Consider the following 16,011-nt stretch of genomic DNA (forward strand, 5'->3'; position numbering starts at 1 on the left):
ATTATGGATGTGGGATCAAATTGTAGCAACAGCGGAACCTCACAGCAAACTTGATATGGTTGGGTTTCCTTGCGTCAACCGTTCGGCAAAAGCTCACGGCCGAAGTTCAACCTACAGGCTACTCTAGGCTATTTATTCCCCCAGAAACGAATCGCACCGTTACATTTCATTAACGCACCCTACAAGATCGGCGTGCTGCTACGCAGTGCCTTCGGCATCGCACTCTGTTATGAGTTGATTGATGTTGGGTTTCCTTGCGTCAACCCAACCTACGGGCGAGGCTGAAACAGTCCAGTAGGGTGTGTTAGCGTCAGCGTAACGCACGAATTTTGAACATTAGATAAGGTGCGTTACATTTCATTAACGCACCCTACAAGATCGGCGATCACACTGCATTAGGGAACGCACCCTACGGCGATTGCGATCGCACTGTTCAAACGATATGCGGAGCGAGCGCAGCCCTTTTTAGTCAGTCTTCCAGATAAAACTAAGTTGCTTGCCTGCATACTGGAATGGGTTGAATGAGTAGTGAATCATGTCAGTGTGAGCGCCAGCAAACTTGGCCTTCCAAAACTCAAGACGCGATTTTTCTTCTTGAAATTGGCCAACATCAAGTGTAATGCAGACTGGCCCGTGGGAGGAATCCTGGGTTTCTATTAATCCGATCGCGTTCCATGAATCGTCACCAAAGACCTTGACTCCTTTCCACCATGTGATGTTATTAGCCGAACTTAGGCAGAATGTGATTTTCCCAGGAGTTCCATCGCTAACGTTAAACTGGACTTTGTTGCCATCGGGACCGGGATTCAGTTCACTACCTGGATTTGACAATGGATATGTATCAGCCATTTTGCTTACCTTTGGTTATTGGATAGTTGTATGAAGCTTCGGACTAACTGAGTATTGTACAGAAGTTTTCCGCAGATCGCAACATATCTACTGGACTGTTTCAGCTAATTTGGTGTATTAGAAAAATGCTATAAATTCTATAATCTAAGACTTTAAGCCGAAATCTATTGCCCTATTTTAGCTGAAACAATCCACTACATTTTTTTAAGAATCTTTCCGTATATTACGCTCAAATGGAGTAATCGCAAGAAGTTTTCCGTATAATATTACGATAAGCTTGTTATGGCGATTAGCGTACTCTGTTATGAACCCTCCCCCACTGATTTGTTCAAAGTTTTCTCGTTGTGCGACTGTCAGATAAACTTTATCTCGCCTACATCTTCCCATGATTGATGTCCTCATTTGAGCCTATCTATTGCCCTATTTTAGCTGTGTCAGTCCAGTAGGGTGTGTTAGCGTCAGCGTAACGCACGAATTTTGAACATTAGATAAGGTGCGTTACATTTCATTAACGCACCCTACAAGATCGGCGATCGCGCTAAAATTTCATCTATCTGTAACCCTACACGCCAAAATAGTTTAAAAATCGGCCGAGAATTTCTAGGATAGAAGTAAAGACCATCCTTGCCTACTTTTTCTATGATCCTAGCCGCCGAAACTGGACTAAAAACCGCTACTCTAGACGTAAAAGGCATGAAATGCGCCGGCTGTGTGAGTGCCGTAGAACGACAACTCAGCCAAAATCAAGGGGTAAAATCGGCCCAAGTTAACCTAATCACGGAAATTGCCGTGATTGAATACCAACCGGATGCGATCGCACCAGAGCAGTTAGCCGCAAAATTAACCGCGATTGGATTCCCCACCCAACCGCGCAGCTCATCGACTCCCCTTTCTCAACAAAATCAACGGCTGCAAAACCAACAAAAAGAACGGCAACAACAATTATACCGATTAGCGATCGCTTGTTGTTTACTGGTTTTTTCCCTGATTGGTCACTTACACCACATCGGGGGACCAGAAATCCCCATCTTTCAAAGTATTGCTTTTCACTGGACTTTAGCCACCCTAGCCATTTTATTCCCCGGCCGCGATATTTTCATCGATGGTTGGCGCGGATTACGGCACGGGATGCCAAATATGAACACTCTCGTTAGTTTAGGCACAGGTAGCGCCTATATAGCCAGTTGTTTGGCTCTTATCTTCCCTAATCTCGGTCTAGAGTGCTTTTTCGATGAACCGGTCATGCTGTTAGGGTTTATTCTCCTCGGACGGACTCTAGAAGCGCATTCCCGTCATCGTGCAGCCGCAGACCTAGAAGCGCTTACCTCCCTACAACCGGCAGTGGCTCACCTGATTGGTAGTACAGATGACCGTGTGGGCGTGGCGATTCCGGTGGAACAGCTGCGCGTCGGGGAATGGGTGCGCGTCTTACCCGGGGAAAAAATTCCCGTGGATGGGGAGATTATTCAGGGAAGAACCACGGTAGATGAAGCTTTATTGACGGGGGAATCGCTGCCGGTGGTCAAGGAAATGGGAGATCTAGTCATTGCTGGCAGTTTCAATCTCTCCGGTGCGATCGCCGTACAAACTCGTCAGGTGGGGACCGATACCACCCTAGCTAAGATTATCGCAGCTGTGGAATCAGCCCAAACTCGCAAGGCCCCGGTACAGAAGATAGCGGACCGGGTAGCGGGTTATTTTGCCTACGGAGTGATGATAATTGCCCTAATTGTGCTGCTCTTTTGGTATTTTTGGGGAACTAGGCTCTTTCCAGAGGTGTTAGGGTCAACCACAGGACACCACGAGATGATTCAACCCACTTCTCCCCTACTTTTGTCCCTAAAATTAGCGATTTCTGTGCTTGTGGTCGCTTGTCCCTGCGCTCTCGGTTTAGCCACACCGACGGCCCTACTGGTGGGAACCAGTTTAGCAGCCGAACGGGGTATTTTAATTAAAGGGGGTGATGTTTTGGAAACCGTCTCGCGACTGCAAACGGTGGTTTTTGACAAAACGGGAACCCTTAGCCAAGGTCATCCAGAAATTACCGATTGTTTGAGTTTTTCTGAGCTTAATCCCCTGGAAATTCAGCAATTAGCGGCAGTAGTGGAGAGTGGTACTAATCATCCTCTTGCTCGGGCGATTTTAGACGCGGTTACTCCTCCTACTAACCTGACGGGGGAAGATTTTCAAACTGTGGCCGGATTGGGAGTTTCTGCAAGGGTGCAGGGGTCGAAAATTGTTCTGGGAAATCGGCAATGGTTGGCACAGAACGGCATTAAAATCGATGAAACTATCTGGGGGATTCAAGAGCTTTTACAAGCGGGTAAAACGGTGATTTATCTGGGGATGGAAGAACAATTACTCGGCGCGATCGCTTTTCAGGACCGATTGCGTCCCGATGCTCAAACAACCGTTAATCAGTTGCAAAAACTCGGTTTAGAGGTGATTTTACTCAGTGGTGATCGCCAAGAAGTGGTGACAGCGATCGCTAATAGTTTAGGTATTAGTCAATTTTATGCCCAAGTTGCTCCCGCCGAAAAATCCGCCTTAATTGCTGACTTACAGACAAAAGAAGGCAAAATCGTCGCTATGGTCGGGGATGGTATCAATGACGCTCCTGCACTAGGACAGGCTAACATCGGTATTGCTCTGGCCGGTGGCACGGAAGTGGCCATGGAAACGGCTGGGATCGTTTTAATTAGCGATCGCCTGGAGGATGTGGTGCAATCTCTGCATTTAAGTCTGGCCACATGGCAAAAAATCCGACAAAATCTTTTTTGGGCTTTGGGCTATAATACCCTTGCTATTCCCATTGCCGGTGGCTTATTACTACCCCATTGGGGTCTAGCTTTCAGTCCGGCCCTAGCAGCAGCTTTGATGGCTTTTAGTTCGGTTATGGTAGTGAGTAATTCCTTGCTTTTACGTCGTCAATTTCCTCCGCTCAAATCGACGCAGGAAGGCAAAAACTAAAGCAATTACCGATTTTTTCTCGATCAATCTATCAAGCACCAAAAAGAGCGACTCTCTTATTCTTTGTGCGATAAGTTTAACTGATACAGGAGCGATCAATCTCTGTGTCCTCTGTGTCTTTGTGGTTCGTTACCCAAGAGAGCCAAGATGGCATTTTGTCCCTGTCTTTGTCAGTTGACGGAGACAGGAACAAATCCGGTTAAGCGGTAATTCTGGTCAGGGATTGACCTTGATAATTGTTGGTAATAATCTGGTGAATAGATTCAAAAAATCGCCGACAACGATTATTAGTTCTCAGGGGCAATTCATGATTTTTTACCAATAAATCGATCTGAAGTTCCGAGCTAGTGGGAGGATGAATAAACAATTCCACTTTCACTAACTGGGGAAAGAAAGCATCGTTAGGAACTTCCGATAAAAGCAAGACATCGGTCCGGCGCTTGATGATTTCAAATTCACCCAAACTTAATATATCATCGTATAAAAACCCGGTCTGATGAGGAGAAATCCCGACAAAATAGGAACAGCAATAGCGAGCCATGGCAGGGAAAAGATGATAAATTGGTCAAGGTTAATCGGTCAAAATCAGGCCATTGAACTACTACAAAGAGCGCTTGAAGTCAATTCGATCGCTCCCGCTTACTTATTCGCCGGCGCTAAGGGGATTGGACGCAATCTAGCAGCAAAATGTTTCTGTCAAGACTTGTTAACTAGAGATCGATCGCCGGAAACAAGGGAATTAATCCTGAAACGCTTTTTAGGGGGCAATCATCCCGATTTACTCTGGATTGAACCCACTTATCAACACCAAGGCAAACTGCTCACCGCAAAAGAAGCACAGGAAAGCAATCTCAAGCGTAAAGCTCCCCCGCAAATCCGCATCGAACAAATTCGCGAGATTACTAACTTTTTAAGTCGTCCTCCCCTGGAATCGGCCCGCTCTGTGGTGGTGATCGAGGAAGCAGACACCATGACGGAATCGGCGGCAAATGCGCTCTTAAAAACGCTTGAGGAACCGGGAAAAGCCACTTTAATCCTGATTGCTCCCAGTCCCTCCTCTTTACTACCGACTCTCGTTTCTCGCTGTCAACAGATCCCTTTTCAGCGTCTTTCGGAAGAAAATCTCGCTCAAGTCCTGCGCTCTAACGGACAAGCTCGCGTTCTCAATTATCCGGCAATTCTCGGTTTAGCCCAAGGTAGCCCCGGAGAAGCGATCGCCGCTTTAGAATTTCTCGACAGTCTCCCCCAAGATTTACCGCGATCTTCCGGCAAATTTCCCCTAAAACTTTCCCAAGCACTGGAATTAGCCAAAATTATCGCCCAAACTCTTGACACGGAAACCCAATTATGGTATGTGAGTTATCTTCAGTATGAGGATTGGCAACGACGACGAGAGCGATCGATTTTAGAAATCTTGGAAAAAACCCGCCGGCAGCTGTTAGCCTACGTTCAACCCCGTTTAGTCTGGGAATGTACTTTCTTGGCATTGGCCAAGCTATCCACCGCCCAAAAGTCTTAAAATTGTTATATTTATCGATCGAGTGGGGAGAAAGACCATGAAAATCAAATCCTTAGTTTTGCTGATTCTGTTAACCTTGACTACGGTTTTAGGCGCTTGTCAGGGAGGAAAACAAGGCGAAGAACCGAAAAATGGCTCTCCTGCGGTGGAATCCCCCCAAAAAGACGAAGATAGCGATAAAGACGGGGAAAAGCAGCAAAAAGACGGTGATAATGACCAGAATAAAGACGATGACGATGATGATAACTAAATTCCTAGGATAAAAAAATCGGGTGAGCTTTAACCCACCCGATCGCCTATGGATTGAAATCAACCTATAACTGTGGTACAAACTGTTCTTTTTCGGGAACGTAGGCGTATTCAGCCACAATTTGCCGGAATTCTTCCCCATTGATCGTTTCTTTTTCGATCAGCAGATCCACCACTCGATCGATCACTTCGCGATGATCGCGGACAATTTGCCGAGAAATTTCATGGCAGTGTTCCACGATTGATCGCACCTGATCATCGATGCGAGTAGCGACCTTCTCAGAATACTCGGAACGAGTCATCAAACCGCCACCGAGGAACACTTCACCCCCTTGACTTTCTAGGGACAAAGGACCCAAATCGCTCATCCCGAAACGAGTCACCATCTGACGGGCCATATCAGAAACTTGCTGTAAATCGCCACCGGCACCGGTAGTCACCTCATCATAGCCGAAGATTTCTTCCTCGGCTGCCCGACCACCTAAAGCACCGGAAATCCGGGCCATTAACTGCGCTTTCGTGGTTAAACCCTGTTCTTCGTTGGGAGTGAACCAAGTTAAACCCTGGGCCTGTCCCCGGGGAATCAGAGTCACTTTCTGGACGGGATCGTGATCTTTTAAGAGCGTACCCACGATCGCATGGCCCACTTCATGGTAAGCGATTAAGCGCTTGCTCTTGCTATCGACTAAAGGAGTGCCTTCCATACCGGCGATAACGCGATCTACCGCGTCATCTATCTCCAGGAGGGTAATGGCATCTTTACGACGACGGGCGGTTAAAATTGCCGCTTCGTTCAGTAAATTGGCTAAATCTGCTCCACTGAACCCCGGGGTGCGACGGGCGATCGCTTCGATGGAAACGTCGTTGGCCAGCTTTTTATTGCGGGCGTGAACGTCTAAAATCTCTAAACGACCTTTAAAATCGGGTGCATCGACGGTTACTTGGCGATCAAAACGGCCCGGACGCATGAGAGCGGAATCGAGAACATCGGGGCGGTTAGTGGCGGCAATGATGATAATTCCCGTATTCCCCTCGAAACCGTCCATTTCTGTCAATAATTGGTTCAGGGTTTGTTCCCGTTCATCGTTACCACCACCGATACCGGCACCCCGTTGACGACCTACCGCGTCAATTTCATCGATAAATATTAAACAGGGAGCATTTTCCTTGGCTTTTTTGAACAAATCGCGCACGCGAGAAGCACCGACACCGACGAACATTTCCACAAATTCCGAACCGGAAATGCTGAAGAAAGGTACACCCGCTTCACCGGCGATCGCTTTAGCCAACAGGGTTTTACCCGTACCCGGAGGGCCAACTAACAGGACTCCTTTGGGGATTTTGGCACCGACGGCGGTAAATTTCTCCGGTTGTTTGAGGAAAGTGACGACTTCCTGTAATTCTTCCTTCGCTTCGTCAATTCCCGCCACATCATCAAAGGTGATGCCGGTTTTCGCTTCCATCTGGAAACGGGCTTTTGATTTACCAAAACTCATCGCTTGACCCGGACCGCCTGGGATATTATTAGAACGGCGGAACAGGAAAAAGAGAGCGGCAATCAGCAAAAAGGGGAAAAGTAGATTACCGAGGAATCCCCACCAAGCACCGTCATTCCGCATCGGGTGAGCATCGAAACTAATTTTAGAATCGCGTAAACGGGCGATCAAATCCGGGGAATTGGCCGGTAAATCGACCCGTAGGCGTTGTACTCGGTTTTCTAGTTCTGGATCTAGGGCCTGTACGATCGCAGTTCTGCCCCCTTCGTAGAGATCGACGCTAACAACCCTACCACTGTCTAGGTATTCTAGAAAGCGTCCGTAGGTCATCCGGGTAGTGGCGGTGTTATTGCCGATATTACTGGTGGCGGTGGCAAAAGTGCCTTGCCAGAGGAAAAAACCGACCACGAGGGCGGGCAATGTCCACAGTAAAATCGTTTTCCAGGATAGTTTCATGTTTGTTTAGTGGTTCTAGGATAAAGATTTTTGCTTAACTCATTTAGCTGTTTTTGTCAAGGATTTTACGTTATTTTTTCGATATTAATCCCCGCAGCCAATTAAATCTTAACTAAATGTAACGTAATTCTCATAATTCTGACAAGAATGGTGACGAGAGATTTTTTTAGTTCATGTGTTCTAACAAGGTCTCATGGTTTCTGGGATAAGCTGTACTGAATTTAAACTGCCTAGAATTATATACTATATCTATTGATACGAAAATCATCTCCAAAATCCTAGAATTGCTTCTTTTTCCCATATTTGATAATTTTGCTAGATGTAACCAATTAAAGATAGAGTTAGTATCTCAACAAAATTTTTACCCTGATTTGACCCTTATTCACGAGCCAACAGGAGCTAAGTTTGCTGTGGATAGAGATTACTATTGATGAGGAGAGTGTTTAGTGAAGTTAACGCCACTTGTGCCACCGATTAAGTGTCAAGGAATTAAAACTAAATTGGTGAAAGATATTAAAAATATTGTGTCTGATCTTAGCTTTGGGCGTTGGATAGAACCCTTTGCTGGATCAGGGGTGGTGGCTTTTAATATTAATCCCAAAAAGGCTTTACTTGCGGACACAAATACTCATATTATCCAGTTTTATAATAATCTAAAAAATCAAGTTATTACCAGTAAAACTGTGAAGCTTTTTTTGCAAGAAAATGGTCAAGTTCTTAAGGAGCAGGGAGAAAGTTATTATTATCAAGTACGAGAAAGATTTAATCAAGCTCCTAATTCTCTAGATTTTTTATTTCTCAATCGCTCCTGTTTTAATGGCGTGATGAGATTCAATCGTAAGGGACAGTTTAACGTACCTTACTGTCATAAATCAGAACGATTTTCTCAAGCATATATTACCAAAATAGTCAATCAAGTTATTGCCCTAGAAAATATTCTTATTAAAACTGATTATAATTTTCAAGTGGCTGACTTTCGAGAGACTTTATCTGATTGGCAAAAAACAGACTTGATCTATCTCGATCCTCCTTATTTAGGGAGACACGTCGATTATTTTAACTCTTGGTCTGAAGAGGATGAAGATTGTTTGGTGACTATTTTAAAGGATATTTCTTGTCGGTTTATTTTGTCTACTTGGCACAGTAATCAGTTTAGAAGCAATCCTTTAATTAAAAAAAATTGGAGTGCTGATAAGTTTTATATCTATACTAAACAGCATTTTTATCATGTGGGTTCCACAGAAAAATTGCGTCATCCGATCACCGAAGCGCTCATTACTAACTTTAACATTCCCTTGTTGCCAGAGCGAGGAACTGATTTGCAACAACTGTCACTATTCCCATCGACAGCAGAAAATAAGGGAGTGAGAACAGTCTAGAAGATGCCTAGTTGCAAATTCTCACTCCTTACTATTTATCCTTGGCTTTGGCGCAGATGGTCGTTAATTTGGCGTTTACGCTTTTCTTCGGGGGTAGTGCTAGTAATTTCGCCAAAATCTTGACTACTCATGGAAAGATGGGACATTATCTTTCTTTTGCGCTCTTTAGCAGTTAATTCCGGTGAAGGAGTTACTGGAGGCGGCGCTGCCACAGGTTCCGCTGCCACCGGAGGAGTTTCCACAATTGGCAGCGGTTTTTGGGGAATATAGTCAGCACCAGTGGTACTTCTGGAGAGATGATCGAGAATGCGCCGTTTGCGATCGTCAGTAGCCATAACAATCTTTGCCAATCTAGTGTGAACTTTTGTAACTATCACCTATTGTCAAACATCCCTATCTCCTTGAGAAGTCAAGGGAGATTTTATTTTGAGGGATTGAAGACATAAGTAGTCGTGCAAAATTAATTTCCTAGTCGAGACAGGAGACAGGAGACAGGAGACAGGAGACGGGATACAGCTATTAGGGATCGGATTTGAGTTTTGGCTCTCTTAAGTTTGGTGGGTAAAATGTATTCTAAGATACAGTCTTACGAGCAAGTGAGTGGAATGAACCACAGAGACACAGAGGACACAAAGACCGATCGCTACTATATAAGTTAAACTTATCACACAAAGAATAAGAGAGCTGAGTTTTCAGTTCTCTGTTTGCTCATCACCGCAGAAGTCTGACGGAGTAGTGGCTTAGATGTGTAATTAATTGTGCTTAGATACATATAAAACTTGCGATCGCATTTATCTGACTGTGGAACTGGGGGTCTTCTCGCCCAAGGTGATAAGATAAAAAACTAAGTCTTTGAAAATATGACAAAGGATTTATCTATCATGACACCCTCTTTAGCTAACTTTCTCTGGAGCCTTGTTTTAGGTGCGGTTATCGTCCTGATCCCTGCCACTATCGGTTTGATTTTCATCAGTCAATACGACAAGATCAAACGCACTTAATTTAATTTAACCCTAAATGCCTAGACCGATTCCGTCTGGGCATTTTAGCTAATTTTGGAACTGGCAAGAGCGATCGCACCGACTACCCGATATCCCTCTGTGCGTAAAACCTGCACAGCTTCCTCGATCGTGGTTCCCGTGGTATAAATATCATCGATTAAGAGAATCGGCACTGATTTCGGTAAATTTTTCCCCAGTTGAAAAGCCGCTTGCATCGTCTTTTTTCTCGCCTCGGCTGCCAGACTAAATAAAGCTGCCGTGTTCTTAATCCGAATTAATCCGCGACTAGCCAGATGATAACCGGTTAAACGACAAAAACCCTCGCCAATGACTTCTGCTTGATTAAAACCCCTTTCCCTTAACCTTTCCGGGTGGAGAGGGATAGGAATCACCGTCAAACGTTTATCGGTGAGGGGAGGACGAAGCAGCCAAGTTTCCCCCATGCAACTGCCTAGCAAAGAGCCGAGAGCGGGATGGCGATCATATTTCATTTTAGCGATCGCCTGTTTTAATTTACCTTCGTAGCGTCCCCAGATAAACAGGGGAATAGAACCACGCCAGAGAAAAAGCGGGTTATTCTGACGATAGGACTGTAATTGTCGCCCACAATCACGGCAAAGCTCTTGATCGCTCTGCCGTTGACAAAGAGGACAGGGAGACTTAAGAAATAAACCGAGAAAAGGTTCGAGCATGGGAAGCAAAAGTTTTAGCTAGATGCTGATTTCCATCGTCAAAAACGGTCAAATAATGGGGATTACTCCGCTCGATCGAAAGACTGATTCCTTGCGCTCCTTCGGACTCTAGATCTTGGAGATAACCCCCCTGATGCTCTTGTGCTTCCTCAAAGGAGGCAAAGGGACCAAAATAGTAAATACAGTGGGGATAAAGGGAGGTAATTTTCAGCCACCAAGGCGTGTTATCGTCAGAAATTTTATTTGTCTCTAAGAAAGATAAAATCATGTTCTGGTAGTGATAGGGTACGGGGATTGCAGGAATCAAGGACAGGTTTTGAGAAACTTTGCCCCCATAATTCCCATTTGCCGGCCAAAAAGTCGAGCTTTTGGCCAAAGAGAGTCTTTTTATCGTATTAGATTAACAAGGGGATCGGTCGCAAAATCAAAAGAGATTCTAAAAATTCCCCTCAGCCAAGGGGAAGCGGATCGAGATAGGATAGTAAAAAGTTTTTTTGTAGAAAGCTAAGGGGATCAGATAACTATGAGTCAGATCACGGACACAGATAAGAGTCTTGAGGCGATGAAGAATTTTGCCGAACAGTACGCTAGACGCACAGATACTTACTTCTGTAGCGATCTCTCGGTGACAGCGGTAGTAATTGAGGGATTAGCCCGTCATAAGGACGAATTAGGCGCTCCTTTATGTCCCTGTCGTCACTACGAAGACAAAGAAGCGGAGGTAAAAAATACTTTCTGGAATTGTCCCTGTGTGCCGATGCGGGAACGGAAAGAATGTCACTGTATGCTGTTTATTACCCCCGATAACGAGTTTGCTGGGGAAGAACAGGTAATTTCCCTCGACTATATCCAAGAAGTCCGCGAATCGATGAAGGGGCATTAGTATAGGGTAATGACAGCCAGCGCTTTTGGGCAAGGAATCGACGAATTTAATCGGCAGCAATTCTATGCTTGTCATGATACCCTAGAGGCTTTGTGGATGGAGTCCGCAGAGCCTGAAAAAACCTTTTATCAAGGCATTTTGCAGATTGCTGTCGCTTGTTACCATCTAGAAAATAATAACTGGCGCGGGGCGGTAATTCTTTTGGGAGAAGGGGTTAGACGTTTACAACACTATCAACCCGATTACGAGGGGATCAACGTGACGCACTTGGTGGGGGAGAGTTTGGATCTATTAAACTTTTTACAGAATCTCGATCCCCAAGCTTTACCGGCAGTGCTAGAAGCGATGAAAAGCAATCAGGAACATCCTCATCCCCACCTCGATCGATCTATCTGTTCTCTGCCGAAAATTCTCAAAAGTCATCCCCTTGTCTAAACAGCCAGATTAGTTAGTCAATACAATTACCTCTAAGTAGGTGGGTGTTAAAATTGTCAGCACCCCCCTTATTAAGGGGGGATAAAGGGGGGATAAAGGGGGGATAAAATACTCTATTTATAGGTGACATTTCTATGAGAGCAAGATACACAAAAATCAGAGGATGGCTAGTTTCCCTCGTTTCTGCTGGCTTAATGGTGGGATTGGGCAATTCTCCCCTAGTCAAAGCACAGCAGAATATTGTACCTGGTAATGCCATGACAGTGCGATCGGATATTCAGGAGGCGAACTCAAAAACGGGGGTAATTACTGCTCGGGGTAACGTACAAGTGTTCTATCCTGCCCGCAAAATGCAGGCCACTTCCGCCCAAGCTCAGTATTTTAGCCGCGAACGTCGTTTAGTGATGACGGGTAACGTTTACGTTTTGCAGGAAGGCAACAGTATCCGCGCCGAAACGATGACTTATCTAGTCGATGAGGGCAGATTTATCGCTACTCCCCAAACCAGTCAGCAGGTGGAGTCAATTTATTTAGTCAAAGATAACGAAACTTCCCCCCAACCGGCTGCTTCCCCGACACCCGCGCCCATACCTTCCCCTTCCCTCCCCGCTGCCCCAATTATTAACCCGCAGTGATGGGGAGTCAGGAATCAGGAGACTCCGAGACAGGAGACAGGTTTTAGGTGTTGGGGGTTGGGGTTTTGGGGTTTTGGGGTTTTAGTTCAATTTCCCCACTTCATAATTCATAATTCATAATTCATAATTCCCACTCCCCCCACTTCCCACTTCCTAATTCATAATTCATAATTCATAATTCATAATTCCCAACACCGGATAAAGATGACTTTAGTATTAGAAAATATCCATAAATCCTACGGTAAAAGGCTCGTAGTTAACCGGGTGAGTATTACTGTTGCCCCGGGGGAAATTGTCGGTTTATTAGGACCAAATGGTGCGGGGAAAACCACGACTTTTTATATTGCCACGGGATTAATTAAACCGAATCTAGGACGCGTTTGGCTCGATCAAAAAGAAATTACCAAATTACCTCTTAATCAAAGGGCGCGTCTGGGTATTGGCTATCTGACGCAGCAGGCCAGTATTTTTCGTTATTTAACTGTATCAGAAAATATTCAGTTAGCCCTAGAACAGTCGGGGGTTCCCTTTTCCCAACGGGCAAATCGTCTCTATGATTTATTAAAAGAATTTCGCCTCGATAAGATTGTTCGCACTAAAGGAGCCTACGTTTCCGGAGGAGAAAGAAGAAGGACAGAATTAGCTCGCGCTTTAGCGGTGGGAGTCAACGGACCGAGATTTTTATTATTAGATGAACCTTTCGCCGGGGTGGATCCGATCGCTGTGTCCGAGATTCAAGCGATGATCGCTGGTTTAAGGGATCGTCAGATGGGAATTTTAATTACTGATCACAATGTGCGAGAAACTTTGGCTATCACTAATCGGGCTTATATTATGCGCGAAGGGCAGATTTTAGCGGCGGGAAGTGGCGAAGAACTTTATAATAATCCTCTGGTGCGTCAGTATTATTTGGGTGATAATTTTTTCCGATAATTGTTATTAATAAAAAAAATCGCTGCATTATATCATGAAAGTTAGCAATTGGCAAGGAAATTTAAGTAGAATACCCGGATTTAGCATCTTAGACCGCTATATTTTTGTCGAGTTATTATTGCCCTTTTTATTTGGTATGGGTTTATTCACTTCTTTGGGAGTGGCGATCGGTACTTTATTTGATTTAGTGCGACGGATTACTGAATCGGGTTTACCTTTTGCTTTGGCCTTAAAAATTCTCTTATTAAAAATGCCAGAGTTTATCGTTTTAGCCTTTCCCATGTCGATACTTTTAGCGGCTTTAATGGCCTACAGTCGTTTAGCCAGTGATAGCGAATTAATTGCTTTGAAAAGTATTGGAATTAGTGTTTATCGCCTAATAATTCCGGCCATTGTGCTAAGTTTAATAGTGACGGGATTAACCTACGTTTTTAACGATTATGTGGCTCCAGCTGCCAGTTATGAAGCTAATGCTACCATGACCAAAGCCCTACGACCAAATCGCAAATCTTTTATTGAAGATAATATTATTTATCCTGAATACGGCAAAGTGCGGCGGCCGGATGGAGGGGAACCGCAAACGGTATTAAGAAGGTTATTTTATGCCGAAAGATTTAACGGTCAAGAGATGCTAGGTTTAACCATTCTCGATCGCAGCCAGCAGGAAGTTAATCAAATTATTACCTCAGAATCAGCTTCTTGGAATATTGAAAAAAATATCTGGGATTTTTATAACGGTACAATTTATCTAATTGATCCTAATGGTTCCTATCGTAATATTGTCCGCTTTCAACATCAACAATTAGCCCTACCGCGTACCCCTTTAGATTTAGCTTTTCGGGCGCGAGATGGTTCGGAAATGACCCTGAGACAAGCGCGGGAATACCTAGAAATACTGCAATTAAGCGGCAATCCCACTAAAATTAGAAAATTGCAGGTTCAAATCGAGCAGAAAATATCTTTACCCTTTGTTTGTTTAGTTTTTGGGATGATTGGGGCAGCCTTGGGATTGCGTCCCCAAAATTCTAATAAAGCCACCAGTTTCGGTATTTGTATTGTTCTAATTTTCTCCTATTATCTCCTATCTTTTGTCACCAGTTCCTTAGGCATTGGCGGAGTTTTAACCCCGTTGATGGCCGCTTGGTTGCCCAACATTTTAGGATTAACTGCCGGGGGAATTTTGTTACTTCAATCGGCTAAGTAATCGAGGTTTAGCGGTGGGAATAAAAATTGATAATCATCAAATTTCTAGGGCTAATTTGTATAAACGACTGCGGGATAAATTAGTAACTTGTGCTAATTGTCTGCTGGCTTGCGATCGATTAACTCCTCCTTCGATAATTTGTTTTAATTCCCGTTTTAATTCCTCGTCGGATAATTGGATAGTACCGGCCTGATCGTTGCCCATAACTACGATTGTAAATTCCCCTTTAGGAGTTTTATTCTCCCGATATAAATTAATCGCCTCAGCGATAGTTCCTCGCCAAATTTCTTCGTAAAGCTTGGTTAATTCCCGACCTAAAACTATCTTTCTCGTGGGTCCGAAAGTTTCGCGTAAATCCTCCAAAGTCTTAATAAGTTTGTGAGGTGCTTCATAAAAAACCATCGTTCTTGTTTCGGTTTTTAAACCCTCTAAGCGCTCTTGTTTCAGCTTTTCCTTACCCGGAAGAAATCCTTCAAAACAGAATCTTTCCGTGGGTAATCCCGACACCGCTAAAGCAGTAATTACCGCCGTTACTCCGGGGATGGGAACCACTTCGATCTGAGCTTCTATACAAGCTTTAATTAACTCATAACCTGGGTCAGAAATCCCCGGCATTCCCGCATCAGTAACTAAAGCGATATCCTCACCTTGGCTGAGAATATTTAATAACTCATCGAGACGGGAAAGGCGATTATGTTCATGGTAACTAATTTGAGGGGTTGGAATATCAAAATGCTGTAATAATTTGCCCGTGTGTCTGGTATCTTCGGCAGCAATTAGAGAGACTTTTTTGAGAGTTGCCAAGGAGCGGAAAGTCAGATCGTCTAAATTGCCGATCGGCGTTCCCACCACATATAATTTACCGATATTATTCATAAATTGGCTAAAAATAGGCTATTTAGTCGTCTTTTCAGTGATCAGTAAACAGTAAACAGTAGGCTGATAACTGAAGATTGATCGCTTTTCTCTGTTCAGGGATCACTCAAATAGGGTAAAGTAGGTCAAGGTATGCTAACCCTGTTATTGCATTAATCTAGTCTAAGGAGAACGTCTTAGTAATGTTAACCCTAAAAATCGCCGTTTATATCGTTGTTTCCTTCTTTGTCTTACTTTTTATCTTTGGCTTCCTTTCTGGCGATCCTACTCGTAACCCCGGACGCAAAGACTTTGAGTAGAAGACAATTATCAAACTGGTTCTAGGGTAGATACACAGGGAACAAGTTATCGAACTTTCCCTGTCTCCCTAGAAATAATGATCGTGGTAGTATCATTGAGGTTCGCTCGTCCTCTATTTCGATCGCCGACTCGTG

Annotated in this window: 19 protein-coding genes; 12 read left to right on the forward strand and 7 right to left on the reverse strand. The window is 44.3% G+C overall.

Going from position 1 to position 16,011, the window contains the following annotated elements; genetic code table 11:
* Positions 1-465: 465 nt before the first annotated feature.
* The gene (locus IM473_RS08085) at positions 466-849 is read right to left on the reverse strand and encodes a hypothetical protein (RefSeq protein WP_287658373.1); all 384 of its coding nucleotides are present in this window, start codon (positions 847-849) and stop codon (positions 466-468) included.
* A gap of 639 nt (positions 850-1,488) precedes the next feature.
* On the opposite strand from IM473_RS08085, the gene IM473_RS08090 reads away from it, so the two are divergent.
* Positions 1,489-3,819: a heavy metal translocating P-type ATPase gene (locus IM473_RS08090; protein ID WP_287658374.1), complete on the forward strand. Its 2,331-nt coding sequence runs from the start codon at positions 1,489-1,491 to the stop codon at positions 3,817-3,819.
* A gap of 199 nt (positions 3,820-4,018) precedes the next feature.
* Here IM473_RS08090 and IM473_RS08095 read toward each other — a convergent pair whose 3' ends face one another.
* On the reverse strand, positions 4,019-4,360 hold the full coding sequence (locus IM473_RS08095) for a hypothetical protein (protein WP_002734498.1): 342 nt from the start codon (positions 4,358-4,360) through the stop codon (positions 4,019-4,021).
* 12 nt (positions 4,361-4,372) lie between these two features.
* Between IM473_RS08095 and holB the strand changes: the two genes are divergently transcribed.
* Together holB and IM473_RS08105 are read left to right on the forward strand one after the other, a co-directional pair.
* Positions 4,373-5,338: a DNA polymerase III subunit delta' gene (gene holB, locus IM473_RS08100; protein WP_287658375.1), complete on the forward strand. Its 966-nt coding sequence runs from the start codon at positions 4,373-4,375 to the stop codon at positions 5,336-5,338.
* A gap of 37 nt (positions 5,339-5,375) precedes the next feature.
* Complete coding sequence (locus IM473_RS08105) at positions 5,376-5,588, forward strand: neurohypophysial hormones like protein (protein ID WP_287658376.1); 213 nt, start codon at positions 5,376-5,378, stop codon at positions 5,586-5,588.
* A 64-nt stretch (positions 5,589-5,652) separates the two neighbouring features.
* Here IM473_RS08105 and ftsH2 read toward each other — a convergent pair whose 3' ends face one another.
* Positions 5,653-7,539 (reverse strand): ATP-dependent zinc metalloprotease FtsH2, encoded by a 1,887-nt coding sequence (ftsH2, locus tag IM473_RS08110; protein ID WP_287168432.1) that lies wholly within the window; start codon positions 7,537-7,539, stop codon positions 5,653-5,655.
* Between the two features lie 245 nt (positions 7,540-7,784).
* Between ftsH2 and IM473_RS08115 the strand changes: the two genes are divergently transcribed.
* On the forward strand, positions 7,785-7,970 hold the full coding sequence (locus IM473_RS08115; protein ID WP_287658424.1) for a type II restriction endonuclease: 186 nt from the start codon (positions 7,785-7,787) through the stop codon (positions 7,968-7,970).
* 15 nt (positions 7,971-7,985) lie between these two features.
* Positions 7,986-8,918 (forward strand): DNA adenine methylase, encoded by a 933-nt coding sequence (locus IM473_RS08120; RefSeq protein ID WP_287658378.1) that lies wholly within the window; start codon positions 7,986-7,988, stop codon positions 8,916-8,918.
* 35 nt (positions 8,919-8,953) lie between these two features.
* Here IM473_RS08120 and IM473_RS08125 read toward each other — a convergent pair whose 3' ends face one another.
* A complete protein-coding gene (locus IM473_RS08125; RefSeq protein ID WP_002793832.1) occupies positions 8,954-9,253 on the reverse strand; it encodes a hypothetical protein in 300 nt (99 codons plus the stop codon).
* Positions 9,254-9,799: 546 nt separating this feature from the next.
* Here IM473_RS08125 and psbX point away from each other — a divergent pair.
* Positions 9,800-9,919: a photosystem II reaction center X protein gene (psbX, locus tag IM473_RS08130; RefSeq protein ID WP_002733679.1), complete on the forward strand. Its 120-nt coding sequence runs from the start codon at positions 9,800-9,802 to the stop codon at positions 9,917-9,919.
* A 44-nt stretch (positions 9,920-9,963) separates the two neighbouring features.
* Here psbX and IM473_RS08135 read toward each other — a convergent pair whose 3' ends face one another.
* Both IM473_RS08135 and IM473_RS08140 read right to left on the reverse strand, forming a co-directional pair.
* The gene (locus tag IM473_RS08135; protein ID WP_287658380.1) at positions 9,964-10,611 is read right to left on the reverse strand and encodes a ComF family protein; all 648 of its coding nucleotides are present in this window, start codon (positions 10,609-10,611) and stop codon (positions 9,964-9,966) included.
* On the reverse strand, positions 10,580-10,879 hold the full coding sequence (locus IM473_RS08140; RefSeq protein ID WP_104397822.1) for a DUF1816 domain-containing protein: 300 nt from the start codon (positions 10,877-10,879) through the stop codon (positions 10,580-10,582). The genes IM473_RS08135 and IM473_RS08140 overlap by 32 nt, the downstream gene beginning before the upstream one ends.
* A 255-nt stretch (positions 10,880-11,134) precedes the next feature.
* On the opposite strand from IM473_RS08140, the gene IM473_RS08145 reads away from it, so the two are divergent.
* The 5 genes from IM473_RS08145 to IM473_RS08165 all read left to right on the forward strand — a co-directional run bounded on the left by IM473_RS08145 (position 11,135) and on the right by IM473_RS08165 (position 14,701).
* The gene (locus tag IM473_RS08145) at positions 11,135-11,494 is read left to right on the forward strand and encodes a ferredoxin-thioredoxin reductase catalytic domain-containing protein (RefSeq protein ID WP_287658381.1); all 360 of its coding nucleotides are present in this window, start codon (positions 11,135-11,137) and stop codon (positions 11,492-11,494) included.
* Between the two features lie 9 nt (positions 11,495-11,503).
* A complete protein-coding gene (locus tag IM473_RS08150; protein ID WP_287658382.1) occupies positions 11,504-11,929 on the forward strand; it encodes a DUF309 domain-containing protein in 426 nt (141 codons plus the stop codon).
* A gap of 134 nt (positions 11,930-12,063) precedes the next feature.
* Entirely contained in the window at positions 12,064-12,564 is a 501-nt protein-coding gene (locus IM473_RS08155) for an LptA/OstA family protein (RefSeq protein ID WP_286825210.1), read from the forward strand.
* 204 nt (positions 12,565-12,768) lie between these two features.
* Positions 12,769-13,497, forward strand: coding sequence for an LPS export ABC transporter ATP-binding protein (lptB, locus tag IM473_RS08160; RefSeq protein ID WP_002782446.1), 729 nt, complete (start codon positions 12,769-12,771; stop codon positions 13,495-13,497).
* Between the two features lie 34 nt (positions 13,498-13,531).
* Positions 13,532-14,701 (forward strand): LptF/LptG family permease, encoded by a 1,170-nt coding sequence (locus IM473_RS08165; protein WP_287658383.1) that lies wholly within the window; start codon positions 13,532-13,534, stop codon positions 14,699-14,701.
* A gap of 36 nt (positions 14,702-14,737) precedes the next feature.
* On the opposite strand, the gene rsmI is transcribed toward IM473_RS08165, so the two are convergent.
* A complete protein-coding gene (gene rsmI / locus IM473_RS08170) occupies positions 14,738-15,577 on the reverse strand; it encodes a 16S rRNA (cytidine(1402)-2'-O)-methyltransferase (protein ID WP_287658385.1) in 840 nt (279 codons plus the stop codon).
* 182 nt (positions 15,578-15,759) lie between these two features.
* Between rsmI and IM473_RS08175 the strand changes: the two genes are divergently transcribed.
* Entirely contained in the window at positions 15,760-15,876 is a 117-nt protein-coding gene (locus tag IM473_RS08175) for a photosystem II reaction center protein I (RefSeq protein WP_002732356.1), read from the forward strand.
* The last annotated feature ends 135 nt before the right edge of the window (positions 15,877-16,011 follow it).

This window comes from Microcystis sp. M015S2 (genome assembly GCF_020245945.1).
GTDB lineage: Bacteria > Cyanobacteriota > Cyanobacteriia > Cyanobacteriales > Microcystaceae > Microcystis.